General features: G+C 71.4%; 8 protein-coding genes. 6 read left to right on the forward strand and 2 right to left on the reverse strand.

Features of this window, described 5'->3' with window-relative positions; genetic code table 11:
• The first annotated feature begins 82 nt into the window (after nucleotides 1–82).
• The 6 genes from Q0741_RS05190 (at nucleotide 83) to Q0741_RS05215 (ending at nucleotide 7,621) form a co-directional block, all read left to right on the forward strand.
• A complete protein-coding gene (locus Q0741_RS05190) occupies nucleotides 83–2,107 on the forward strand; it encodes an NAD(+) synthase (RefSeq protein WP_298232128.1) in 2,025 nt (674 codons plus the stop codon).
• The gene (locus tag Q0741_RS05195; protein WP_298232129.1) at nucleotides 2,104–2,481 is read left to right on the forward strand and encodes a hypothetical protein; all 378 of its coding nucleotides are present in this window, start codon (nucleotides 2,104–2,106) and stop codon (nucleotides 2,479–2,481) included. Before Q0741_RS05190 ends, Q0741_RS05195 begins: the two co-directional genes overlap by 4 nt.
• Nucleotides 2,482–2,673: 192 nt before the next feature.
• Entirely contained in the window at nucleotides 2,674–2,892 is a 219-nt protein-coding gene (locus Q0741_RS05200; protein ID WP_298232130.1) for a hypothetical protein, read from the forward strand.
• A 116-nt stretch (nucleotides 2,893–3,008) separates the two neighbouring features.
• Complete coding sequence (locus tag Q0741_RS05205; protein WP_298232131.1) at nucleotides 3,009–4,331, forward strand: hypothetical protein; 1,323 nt, start codon at nucleotides 3,009–3,011, stop codon at nucleotides 4,329–4,331.
• Nucleotides 4,332–4,520: 189 nt separating this feature from the next.
• Nucleotides 4,521–5,936 (forward strand): DUF2868 domain-containing protein, encoded by a 1,416-nt coding sequence (locus Q0741_RS05210; RefSeq protein ID WP_298232132.1) that lies wholly within the window; start codon nucleotides 4,521–4,523, stop codon nucleotides 5,934–5,936.
• A 167-nt stretch (nucleotides 5,937–6,103) separates the two neighbouring features.
• On the forward strand, nucleotides 6,104–7,621 hold the full coding sequence (locus Q0741_RS05215; protein ID WP_298232133.1) for a GTPase domain-containing protein: 1,518 nt from the start codon (nucleotides 6,104–6,106) through the stop codon (nucleotides 7,619–7,621).
• Here Q0741_RS05215 and Q0741_RS05220 read toward each other — a convergent pair.
• Complete coding sequence (locus tag Q0741_RS05220; protein WP_298232134.1) at nucleotides 7,615–8,487, reverse strand: phytanoyl-CoA dioxygenase family protein; 873 nt, start codon at nucleotides 8,485–8,487, stop codon at nucleotides 7,615–7,617. The two genes, Q0741_RS05215 and Q0741_RS05220, sit on opposite strands and share 7 nt — an antisense overlap.
• A gap of 79 nt (nucleotides 8,488–8,566) precedes the next feature.
• Nucleotides 8,567–12,205 (reverse strand): hydantoinase B/oxoprolinase family protein, encoded by a 3,639-nt coding sequence (locus Q0741_RS05225; RefSeq protein ID WP_298232135.1) that lies wholly within the window; start codon nucleotides 12,203–12,205, stop codon nucleotides 8,567–8,569.
• Between the last annotated feature and the right edge of the window lie 134 nt (nucleotides 12,206–12,339).

Genomic DNA, 12,339 nt, shown 5'->3' on the forward strand with positions numbered 1-12,339 from the left:
AGCCCTGCGACGGGCCCCGGGGCAGGCCGCGCCGGCGCCGACAATCGCCACCCACAGAACACATCGAACAGGACCCGTCCCCATGAGCCAGGACCGCTTCCACAGCCTCTACACCCACGGCTTCGCGCGCGTGGCCGTCTGCGTGCCTAAGCTGAAGCTCGCCGACCCGCGCCACAACGCGCGGGAGACGCTGTCGCTGCTGCGCGCCGCGCACGAGCAGCGCGCGGTGGTGGCGCTGTTCACGGAGCTGGGGCTGGCGGGCTACACCTGCGACGACCTGTTCCACCAGCGCGTGCTGCTGGACGACTGCGAGGCCGCGCTGGCGCAGCTGCTGCGCGACTCCGAGGACCTGCCGATCCTGGGCGTGGTGGGCCTGCCGCTGCGCGTGGACGACCGGCTCTTCAACTGCGCCGTCGTGTTCCAGCGCGGGCGCCTGCTGGGCGTGGTGCCCAAGACGTACCTGCCCAACTACGGCGAGTTCTACGAGGCGCGGCAGTTCAACGCCGGCTTCAACGCCGTCTCCGACGAGGTGACGCTGGCCGGGCAGACGGTGCCCTTCGGCTCGGAGCTGATCTTCCAGGCCGAGGACCAGCCGCTGCTGAAGCTGCACGTGGAGATCTGCGAGGACGGCTGGGTGCCCATCCCGCCCTCCACCTACGCCGCGCTGGCCGGCGCCACGGTGCTGCTGAACCTCTCGGCCTCCAACATCACCATCGGCAAGGCCAGCTACCGGCACGAGCTGGTGGGCCTGCACTCGGCGCGCTGCCTGGCGGCCTACCTCTACAGCGCCGCGGGCCCGGGCGAGTCCAGTAACGACATGGCCTGGGACGGCCACGGCCTGGTGTACGAGAACGGCACCCTGCTGGCCGAGACCGAGCGCTTCGCGCAGGACCACCAGCTCATCTATGCGGACCTGGACCTGGAGCGGCTGCTGCACGAGCGCATGCGCATGACCACCTTCGGCCAGACCGCGGGCCGGCACCGCGACGCGCTGGCCGGCTGGCGCATCGTGAGCTACCGCGCCGAGCTGCCGACGGAGGAGCGGCTGCCGCTGCGGCGCTACGTGCCGCGCATGCCCTACGTGCCGGCCAACCCGGCGCAGCGCGACGAGCGCTGCCGCGAGGTGTTCAACATCCAGGTGCAGGCGCTGGTGCAGCGGCTGCGCGCCGCGGGCATCACCAAGCTGGTGATCGGCGTCTCCGGCGGGCTGGACTCCACGCACGCGCTGCTGGTGTGCGCCCGGGCGGTGGACCTGATGGGGCTGCCGCGCTCGAACATCCTGGGCTACACGATGCCGGGCTTCGCCACCAGCAGCCGCACGCTGGACCAGGCGCTGCGGCTGATGGCGGCCATCGGCTGCTCCTCGCAGCAGATCGACATCCGGCCGAGCTGCCTGCAGATGCTCAAGGACCTGGGCCACCCGGCGGGCAACGGCGAGCCGGTGTACGACGTGACCTTCGAGAACGTGCAGGCCGGCGAGCGCACCAGCCACCTGTTCCGGCTGGCGAACCTGCACGGCGGCATCGTGATCGGCACCGGCGACCTGAGCGAGCTGGCGCTGGGCTGGTGCACTTACGGCGTGGGCGACCACATGTCGCACTACGGCGTGAACGCCAGCGTGCCCAAGACCCTCATGCAGTACCTGGTGCGCTGGGTGGCCGAAACGGGCCAGGTGGGCGAGGCCGGCAGCCAGGTGCTGCTGGACATCCTGAACACCGAGATCAGCCCGGAGCTGGTGCCCGGCGGCGCCGAGGGGCAGCAGCCCGCGCAATCCACCGAAAGCGCCGTAGGCCCCTACGAGCTGCAGGATTTCAACCTCTTCCACCTGCTGCGCTACGGCTACGACCCGTCGAAGATCGCCTTCCTGGCGCACCACGCGTGGGCCACGGGCGACGACGCCAAATACACGCTGGCCGAGATCTGCAAGCACCTGCAGACCTTCCTGCGGCGCTTCTTCCCCAACCAGTTCAAGCGCACCTGCGTGCCGAATTCGCCCAAGGTCGGCTCGGGCGGCTCGCTGTCGCCGCGGGGCGATTGGCGGGCGCCTTCCGACGCCTCGTCTGCCGCATGGCTGGCGGAGCTGGAGAGGAACGTGCCGCAGGCGTGAACCGCGTGGCGGTGCAGGCCCAGGCCACCCTGGCCGAGGCCAACGAGGCCGACGTGGTGCTGGTGGGCAGCGGCATGGAAACCCGCGAATTCGCCAGCGACCCGGCGCTCATCGGCGGCCTGAAAACGGACAGGAACCACCCGGTTTCGGACATCCGTGAAGTGCTTCACAGCCGCATCGCCGCCTCCCATGAGCCAATGAAACCTTCGCGGTGCCAGGGAGGTTTCGCGGGGTTTTTCCTCATGATTGGAAAGGCAGTCTCCACATGCCCGCATAAAGTCTCTCGGGGTTCGGCCGTGGTTTTCAGAAACCACGACAAAGCACACGGGGAGCATTTGGAAAGCGACAAGAACAGGGCATCCATAGTCAGATGAAAGGCCAGCCCCACGTGATCAGCATCACCAAGCGCTGAGCCTGAGCCGGGTTCGACCCGGATGTGGCGGCTTTCCACGAAAGCCGCCGCTTTTGTTTTCAAGGCGACCTGGAAATCAGCGGCGCCATGCCCGAAGCCCGCCCGGGCCGACGCTGCGCCATCATGGCTGCCCCGCGATCCCAAGGCTGACAGCATGCTCGACCTCCGCTTCAACGTCTTCGGCCAGCTCGTCCAGATCACCGGCTCGCCGGGCCACTGGACGGCCTGGCTCCTCGGCGCCGACGGCAAGCGCCGGCCCGCGAATTTCGTCGTGCCGGACTTCGTGCAGGAAGATGAGCTGGAGCAATACCTGGCCGACCTGTTCCACGAATCGGCCACGCCCACGAACGGCTCCGTGTTCCGGCTGAAATAGGCACGCTATCCATGGAAAACCGCTTGCCGGGCCGACGGCATGGCGGCCCGGCAAGCAGGGCCTGAATTCATCGAGGAACAGGCCTCAAAACACCCGCCATCGAGGGAAAAGCCCGCATGAAATTCGCACTCCGCGCCAGCGCCACCACCTGGGCCTTCCTGCTCCTGCTGACCGCCTGCGGTGGTGGCGGTAGCGACGGCGGCGGCGAGAGCAGCGGCAATACGACCTTTTCGTCACTGCAGGACATTTCCGAGCCCGTGGCGCCGGCCGTGGCCAACGGCCCGCAGGCGGCGGCGCTGGCCGACTGCGTCTTCAACGCCACCCGCGCGCAGTCCTGCACGCTCACCCAATTGCCCTTCATCGGCGCATCCACCAGCACCGTGACGGTTGATGACGTCATGGCCCGGGTCGTCACCTCGCGCCCCTGGATGGCCCAGCGCCTGCGCGAATTGCTGCAGACCCTGCCGCCCGACCTGCTGCAAATGATGAAACCCGTCACCGCGATCGTGGTCGGGAGCAAGGTGCGGCCGTCGTTCTACTGGCTCGCCACCGGAGCGCTGTATATAGATCCCCAGCATCTCTGGACCACGCCCGAAGAATTGGCCGATGTGGACAAGACACCCGATTACCGCACCGACTTCGGCCAGGCGCTGCAATTCACCACCCTGTGGCGCTACGTCAAGGACGACCATCGCGCCTACCTCTCGTATTCACTCCACGAGACGAATCCGCGCAGCATCGATGACATCAGGATTCAATTTGCGCATCTGATACTGCATGAACTCGCGCACGCGGGCGATTTCGCGCCCCCACGGTTACTGTCCAGTTTGTCCACCGACAAACCGCTGCTGGAGGTGCTGAACCAGGTGGCGGCCCAGCGGATTTCGTCCCGGCTGTACCTCACGAATCCCCTGCGCTCCACGATCTTGAAGGAATTGGGCGAGGCCCTGTTCCGGACCGGCCGGCCCACGGCACAGCAACAGGCCTTGAGCGCCACCGACGTCAGCCGCGAATTCACCGCGGACCGCGCCTCGGACGACTATTCCTATGCCTCGCAATACGAGGACGTGGCCATGCTGGCCGAGGAAGCGCTGATGCGCGTCTATTACGGTGTGTCGCGCGATATCGCCGTCACGCCCAGGCCCACGGTCCCCAACCCGACGGCCAACGATTACATCGTCACCTGGGGAACGCGCGGGCGCATCGGCCAGGAAGGCGTCAAGCAGGCCGCGGCGCAAGTGGTGGATGAACTGCTGCCCCATGCCAACCTCGCGCCGGCCATTCTCGGCCTCCCAGCGCCGACGCCGATGCGCGTTGGCGCGTCGTGGTGGAACAACCTGGTGCTCGATTCGCAGTCCGCCACGGCCGCCACCACGCAGCGCCGGCAGAGCCTGGGCACTGCCCCGTCGGTGGCGGCGGATTTGCTGAAGCCTTATTGAGCCCGTCCTGCGCGGTGCGCGGCCAGACGGCCCGGCGTTGAGGCTCCCGGCCGCGCGGGCCTCTGGCGGCGGACACACGTTTCACGAGGCTGCGCCGCGGCACACCAAGGTGGCTGCGGTTCACACTCCGGGGGTCCGGCCGCCGCACCCGCGCGCCGGCCCGCCAATCCCTACCTTGGAGCGCCCGCCTTGAACGAAGCCGAAGCCCGCACCGTGTTGCTGATCCATGCCATCGAAACCGCCGACGGCGAGGGGCGGCTGCTCACGCCGGCGCAGGGACGCGAGGCTTCGGAGGTGGTGCGCGCCGGACTGCCCAAACCCGGGCGCACGCTGAGGCACCAGGCATGGTCGGAGCGCTTCATCGCCCAGCGCGCGCAGCGGCTGTTCCAGGAGGCGGTCGCGCGCCGCCCCGCGCTGCGCGGCTTCGTCGAAGGCGCCTCGCCCTGGGGCGTGGTGGCGCTGCTGGTGGCGATCGCGGGCTTCGCGGCCGGCTTCGGCTCGGACGCGCTGGTCAACCCGGAGCGCATCAACCTGCTGTCCGCGCCGCTGCTGGCCGTGGTGCTGTGGAACCTGCTGCTGGCGCTGGGGTGGCTGCTGTCCCGGCTGTTCCTGCGGCGCCGGCACGCGCCGCGCTCGCTGTCGGGGCTGCTGGCGGGGCTGGCGGCCTGGCCGGGGCGCTGGCGGCGCGGGGGTGTGGCGGTGGCCAGCCGCTTCGGACGCACCTGGGCCCGCGCCGCGGCACCGTTGTGGCAGGCGCGGGTTCGCGCCGCGCTGCACCTGGGCGCCGCGATGGTGGCGCTGGGACTGCTGGCCTACGTCGGCATGCGGGCGCTGACGCACGAGTTCAACATCGGCTGGGAAAGCCAGCTGATCAAGACGCCGGAGGGCGCGCATCAACTGCTGGGGCTGCTGTTCCTGCCGGTGAGCGCGCTGCCCGGCCTGGGCGGCGTGGCGCCCTTCACGCTGGACGAGGTGGCGCGCATGCACCACTGGGCCGGGGGCGGCCCCGAGCTGGCGGACCGCTGGTTGGCGCTCGTGACCCTGCTGCTGGGGCTGTGCGTGGTGCTGCCGCGGCTGCTGCTGTGCGCGCTGCAGTGGGGCCGGGCGCGGCGGCTGAGCCGGCATTTCCCGCTGGACCTGGCCGATCCCTATTTCGCGCGGCTGATCGCCGACGGCAGCGGCCAGCGCTGGCGCCTGGTGGTGTGGCCCTACGCGCTGAACCTGGATGCCGCGCGCACGGCGGCGCTGACGCACCAGGCCCGGGAGCTGCTGGGCGGCGAGACGGCACTGCACGTGCAGCCCGCGCTGGCCTACGGCGCGCCGCCGCAGGCGCTGGCTGCCAAGCCGGCCCAGGTCGAGGGCGAGGTGCAGGAGAGCGCCGCGCTGCTGTCGCTGGCCGCCACCCCGGAGGCCGAGACGCATGGCGCCTTCCTGCAGCGGCTGGCGCAGGTGGCGGGCGCGCAGGCGCTGGTGCTGCTGGACGCCGGCAGCTTCGCCGCGCGGCTGGGTCAGGGAGAGCGGCTCAAGGAGCGCGAGAGCCTGTGGCGCGAGTTCCTTCGGCCCTACGGCTTCTCGCGCATCCACGTGGTGGAGCTGGGGGCCTGAGCTCTTTTCTTGATGACCGCTGAAATATCTCCGTCACACCCGCTCCCCGCGCAGCCGGGGAGCGGGTGTCCACGAGCTCCGGGCTGCGTCCCGGCCAGCGTGGATGCCCGCCTTCGCGGGCATGACGAAGCTCTTTTGATGGCAATGGAAAACTGGAACGGAACGAGATGACGCAGGAAGCACACGAGGCTGGAGCCGCGCGCATCGAGCTGGTGCTCGTCTCCCACACCAACGTGGGCAAGACCACGCTGGCGCGCACGCTGCTGGGCCAGGACGTGGGCGAGGTGCGCGACGCGGCGCACGTGACCCTGACGGCCGACCCGCACCGGCTGCTGACCACCGCCGAGGGCGACGAGCTGGTGCTGTGGGACACGCCCGGCCTGGGCGACTCGGCGCGGCTCTACCAGCGGCTGAGCCGGGCCTCCAACCCCATCGTCTGGTTCCTGTCGCAGGTCTGGGACCGCTGGACCGACCGCGCCTTCTTCCTCAGCCAGGAGGCGATGCGCGCCACGCGCGACCACGCCGACCTGCTGCTCTACCCCGTCAACGCCACCGAGGCCCCGGCCGACGCGGGCTACCTGGAGCCGGAGCTGAAACTGCTGGCCTGGATGGACAAGCCGGTGCTGGTGCTGCTGAACCAGACCGGCCTGGCCGGCGCCGGCAGCGACATGGGGCAGGCCGAGCTGCGCCGCTGGCAGCAGCACCTGCAGGGCGCGCCCGCCGTGCGCGGCGTGCTGCCGCTGGACGCCTTCACGCGCTGCTGGGTGCACGAGCAGGCGCTGTTCGATGCGCTGGGCGCGCAGCTGCCGCCGGCCAAGCAGCCGGGCTTCCGCCGGCTGCAGCGGGACTGGCAGCGGCGCAACGTCGAGCGCTTCCGCGCCTCGATGTCGGCCATCGCGGCGCAACTGGCGGCGGCGACGCCCATGGAGCAGGTGGTGGAGCCCGGCACGGCGAACCACGGCAAGGTGCTGGCCCGCCTGGCCGGATCGGACGCCGAGGCGCGGCGCGAGCGCAGCCAGCAGGCGCTGCAGCGCCAGGTGAAGCAGGGCCGCGAGGACACCACGCGCGAGCTGCTGCGGCTGCACGGGCTGCTGGGCCGGGCGGAGGACCCGTTCCTGAAGGGGCTGGACCGTTCGGACCTGGTTGCGCGCGCGCCGCTGGACCGGGTGCGCGCCGGCCTGGGCGGCGCCATCGCCTCGGGCGCGGCCTCCGGCCTAGCCGCCGATGCCGCCGCCGGCGGACTGACCCTGGGTGCCGGAGCGCTGCTGGGCGCGCTGGCCGGGGCCGTGGCCTTCGTCGCCGGGGCCGAAGGACTCAACCGCGCGCGGGGACTGAAGGACGAGCGCCTGCGCCTGAGCGACGCGGCCTTGCGCGGCCTGCTGCAGGAGGCGCTGCTGAAATACCTGGCGGTGGCGCACTTCGGCCGCGGCCGCGGCGAGTTCGAGCACGACCGGCTGCCCGAAGCCTGGGTGGAGCAGGCGCGCTCGCGGGTGGAGGGCGCCGCCGCGGAGCTGGACGCCGTGTTCGCGGCGCAGCGCCTCGGCGACCTCGACACCGAGACGGCCCGCGCGCAGCTGGAAGGGCTGGCGACGCGGCTGGCGCTGGAGCTGCTGGAGTGGCTGTACCCGGAAGCGGCGCTGGACGGGCTGGCCCCGCTCGCCGATGCCGGCGCCGCCGCTCAGTAGTCGCTCTTGAGCAGCCCCTCGATGGCGTGCGCCTGCTCGATGTACTCCAGCTTCTCCACCACGCGCCCGCCCAGGTGGCGGCGCACTTCTTCGGGCAGCGAGGCGGCGTAGGCGGGCGTGAGCTGGATGTCGTGGCGCTCGCCGTTGCGCGCATCGGGCGCGTCCACGCCCACCACCAGCACCGGGCGCGAGCGGTCGGAGCGGTTGGCGGTGCCGCGGTGGATGGTCAGCGCCGAGCGCGCGGAGATGTCGCCCATCTGCGCCATGCGCACCTGGCGCCGCGCCTCGTAGCGCGGGAACCACTCGCGCGGCGGGAACATGCCCAGCTCGCGCCGCCCGGTGGCCTCGGCATCGAGCCCGAACTCGTCCCACTGCGTGCCCGGGGCGACCTCGAAGGGGCCCATCTCCGGCGTGGTGTCCACGGCCGTGAGGTTGAAGGCCAGCGAGTTCAGCCGCCGGCCCAGCCGCGTCGCGTCGGGCATGGGGAAGTCGCGGTGCCAGGGCTGGTCCTGCGCGCCGGGGCCGGGCATGTCGAAGCCGACCTCGATCACCTTGTAGTCCGGCCCCAGCACGGCGCGGCACACGGCCACGAACCACGGGTGCGAGACGATGTCCACGAAGCCGCGCAACCGCTCGGGATGCACCTCCACGTACCAGCGCTCGGGCCCGCGCGGCAGCGCGCCGCGCGGACGCCGCTTGGCCTCCTCGAACAGCGCCTCGATGTCCTCGCGCAGCCGCTCCACCCAGGCGCGCTCGAAAGCGCCGCGCAGGGCGATGATGCCGTCGCCATAGAGGCCGCCCATGATCGCGGCCGTGTCGTACTGCTGCTGCGGCGGCGCGGCGCCGCCGGCGGTGGGGGTGTTCATGCGGGGGTCTCCTGCTCGCAAAGCGCGCACCGGGACCAGGGTGCGCCGACCTCGCGGGCGGGGCAGGCAGCGGGCCTGCTCACGCCGCCCCGTAGCCGCCCCCTCCCGGCGTCTCGATCACGAAGCAATCCCCCGCCTCCATCTGCACCGAGCCGATGTGCCCCAGCTCCTCCACCCGCCCGTCGGCGCGCAGCACCGCGTTACGCCCGGGCGCGCCGGGCTGGCCGCCGGCCAGGCCGAACGCCGGATGGATGCGGCCGTTGGACAGGATCGACGCCGTCATCGGCTCCAGGAAGCGCAGCACCCGCGTGCCGCCATCGCCGCCGCGCCAGCGCCCCGCGCCGCCTGAGCCCGCGCGGATGGCATAGCTCTCCAGCCGCACCGGGAAACGCAGCTCCAGCACCTCCGGGTCGGTCAGGCGCGAGTTGGTCATGTGCGTCTGCACGACCGAGGTGCCATCGAAGCCGCCTTCGCCATCGCCCTCTCCGCCAAGCGCGACCCCGGCCCCGGAGCCGCCCGACACCGTCTCGTAGTACTGGTACTTCGCGTTGCCGAAGGTGAAGTTGTTCATGGTCGGCTGCGCGCCCGCGAGCACACCCAGCGCGCCGTAGAGCGCGTTGGTGACGCACGTTGAAACCTCCACGTTGCCCGCCACCACCGCCGCGGGCGGCCGCGGGTTGAGCATGGAACCTTCGGGCACGATCACCTCGATGGGTTTCAAACAGCCGGCGTTGAGCGGGATGTCGTCCTCCACCAGCGTGCGGAAGACATAGAGCACGGCCGCCATCGCCACGGCCTTGGGCGCGTTGAAGTTGTCGTCGCGCTGCGCCGAGGTGCCGGTGAAATCCACCACGGCCGAGCGCGCCTCGCGGTCGATCTTCAACGCCACCTCGATGCGCGCGCCGTTGTCCAGCGGCAGGCTGAAACGGCCATCGCGCGTGAGCGCCGGGTCCAGCCGTGCGATGGCCAAACGCACGCTTTCCTCGGCGTTGTCCTGCACGTGGCGCATGTAGGCCTGCACGGTCTGCAGCCCGAACTGCGCCACCATCGCGCGCAGCTCCTGCACGCCCTTCTCGTTGGCGGCGATCTGCGCGCGCAAGTCGGCCAGGTTCTGCGCCGCGTTGCGCGCGGGGTACGGGCCGCCGTTCAGCAGCGCCAGCATCTCGTCCTCGCGTAGCCGCCCGCCCTCCACCAGCAGCACGTTGTCGATGAGCACGCCCTCCTCCTCGATGCGGCGCGAGAAGGGCGGCATCGAGCCCGGCGTGATGCCGCCGATGTCGGCATGGTGTCCGCGCGAGGCGACGTAGAACAGCACGCCGGACTCGTCGGCGTTCCACACCGGCGTCACCACCGTCACGTCGGGCAGGTGCGTGCCGCCGTGGTAGGGATCGTTGAGCACGAACACGTCGCCCGGGCGCATGCCCGGGTTGCGGGCGATGACGGTCTTGATCGACTCGCTCATCGAGCCCAGGTGCACGGGCATGTGCGGCGCGTTGGCGATGAGGTTGCCCTCGCCGTCGAAGAGCGCGCAGGAGAAGTCCAGCCGCTCCTTGATGTTCACCGAGTAGGCCGTGTTCTGCAGCCGCAGCCCCATCTGCTCGGCGATGTTCATGAACAGGTTGTTGAACACCTCCAGCATCACCGGATCGACCTCGGTGCCCACGGCGCGGGCCGCGGCGCGCGGCAACACGCGCGTGAGCAGCAGGTCCTCCAGCCCGGTCAGCCGCGCCTGCCAGCCGGGCTCGACCACGGTGGTGGCGTTGGCCTCGGCAATGATGGCCGGGCCGTCGATCAGCGCGCCGGGCAGCAGCTGCTCGCGGCGGTAGAGCTTGGCGTCGCGCCACTGCCCTTCCGCGTGCACGCGCACTTGCGCCAGCGCCAGCGGGTGGTGCGGGCGCTCGGCCTGGGCCTGCCGCGCCGGCAACGCGCCCGGGCCCACGGCCTCCACCGCGGCGCTCTCGATCACCAGCGCCCGGCCTGGCATCAGGAAGGCGAAGCGCGTGCGGTACGCGGCCTCGAAGGCGGCGCGCACGACGCCCTCGTCGCCATGCGGCACCTCCAGCGCCGTGTCCGTGCCCAGGTAGCGCACGTGCAGCCGGCGCAGCAGGCGGATGTCCTGTGGCGCGAAGCCCTGGGCCTCGATCTCCGCCGCCGCATCGGCGCCCAGGCGCTGCAGCGTGGCCTCGGCCGCGGCCAGCCCATCGGCATCGAGCACGTGCTCGACCGTGGCCTCGCGCAGCGCGAGCTGGTCCGCCAGGCCCATGCCGTAGGCCGAGAGCACGCCGGCCAGCGGGTGCACGAACACGCGCGACATGCCCAGCGCATCGGCCACCGCGCAGGCGTGCTGCCCGCCCGCGCCGCCGAAGCACTGCAGCGTGTACTGCGTGACGTCGTAGCCGCGGGCCACGGAAATCTTCTTCACCGCGTTGGCCATGTTGGCCACGGCGATCTGCAAAAAACCCTCGGCCAGCGCTTCGGGCGTGACGGTGCGGCCGGTCCGGCGCGCCACCTCCACCGCCAGCGCCGCGAAGCGCCGTTGCACGCTCACCCGGTCCAGCGGCTCGTCGGCCTTGGGGCCGAACACGGCCGGGAAGTGCGCCGGCTGCAGCCGGCCCAGCATCACGTTGGCGTCGGTGGTGGTGAGCGGGCCGCCGCGGCGGTAGCAGGCCGGGCCGGGGTTGGCGCCGGCGCTGTCCGGGCCCACGCGCAGCCGCGCGCCGTCGAAGTGCAGGATCGAGCCGCCGCCGGCCGCCACGGTGTGGATGCTCATCATCGGCGCGCGCATGCGCACGCCCGCCACCTGCGTCTCGAAGGCGCGCTCGAACTCGCCGGCGAAGTGCGACACGTCGGTGCTGGTGCCGCCCATGTCGAAGCCGATGACCCGCTGCTGCCCGCCGGCCTGCGCCGTGCGCGCCATGCCCACGATGCCGCCGGCCGGGCCGGAGAGGATGGCGTCCTTGCCGTTGAAGCGCTCCGCGCGCGTGAGCCCGCCCGAGGACTGCATGAAGTACAGCGGCACGCCCGGCATCTCGGCCGCGACCTGCTCCACGTAGCGGCGCAGGATGGGCGACAGGTAGGCGTCCACCACCGTCGTGTCGCCGCGCGAGACGAATTTCATCAGCGGGCTGACCTCGTGCGAGGCCGACACCTGCGTGAAGCCGATCTCCCGCGCCAGCGCCGCGGCCTGCTGCTCGTGCGCCGGGTGGCGCCACGCGTGCATGAGGACGATGGCGCAGGCGCGCAGGCCGTCGTCGAAGGCCGCCTGCAGCGCCGGGCGCAGCGCGTCCAGGTCCAGCGGCAACACCACGGCGCCCTGCGCGTCCAGCCGCTCGGACGCTTCCACCACGCGCTCGTACAGCAGCTCGGGCAGCACGATGCGGCGGTCGAACAGGCGCGGGCGGTTCTGGTAGGCGATGCGCAGCGCGTCGCGAAAGCCGCGCGTGGTGACGAGCAGCGTGCGCTCGCCCTTGCGCTCCAGCAGCGCGTTGGTCGCCACGGTGGTGCCCATCTTCACGCCGGCCACCTGCTGCGCCGGGATGAGCGCGCCGGGCGCCAGGCCCAGCAGCCGGCGGATGCCTTCCACCGCCGCGTCGCGGTACTGCTCGGGGTTGTCGGAGAGGAGCTTGGCGGTGGCCAGGCTGCCGTCGGGGCGCCGCGCCACGATGTCGGTGAAGGTGCCCCCGCGATCGATCCAGAACTCCCAGCGCTGTGCTTCCATGATTCGTTGCGCCCTCGCCGGCACGCCGATGTGAAGAGGTGAAAGCCAGCATAGCGGCAATCGCGACCCCCCTCAGGCAGGCGGTCCGCCACGGCGGATGAGGGCTTTTGCCTCCGCAGAATCCCTGATCGAAC

This window comes from uncultured Azohydromonas sp. (assembly GCF_937926365.1).
Taxonomy (GTDB): Bacteria; Pseudomonadota; Gammaproteobacteria; order Burkholderiales; family Burkholderiaceae_C; genus Azohydromonas.

What these genes read in the sequence shown, in the direction of transcription:
- Q0741_RS05190 (WP_298232128.1), top strand. Translation starts at nt 83, where the DNA reads ATGAGCCAGGACCGCTTCCACAGCCTCTACACCCACGGCTTCGCGCGC.
- Q0741_RS05200 (WP_298232130.1), top strand. Translation starts at nt 2,674, where the DNA reads ATGCTCGACCTCCGCTTCAACGTCTTCGGCCAGCTCGTCCAGATCACC.
- Q0741_RS05205 (WP_298232131.1), top strand. Translation starts at nt 3,009, where the DNA reads ATGAAATTCGCACTCCGCGCCAGCGCCACCACCTGGGCCTTCCTGCTC.
- Q0741_RS05215 (WP_298232133.1), top strand. Translation starts at nt 6,104, where the DNA reads ATGACGCAGGAAGCACACGAGGCTGGAGCCGCGCGCATCGAGCTGGTG.
- Q0741_RS05220 (WP_298232134.1), bottom strand. Translation starts at nt 8,487, where the DNA reads ATGAACACCCCCACCGCCGGCGGCGCCGCGCCGCCGCAGCAGCAGTAC.
- Q0741_RS05225 (WP_298232135.1), bottom strand. Translation starts at nt 12,205, where the DNA reads ATGGAAGCACAGCGCTGGGAGTTCTGGATCGATCGCGGGGGCACCTTC.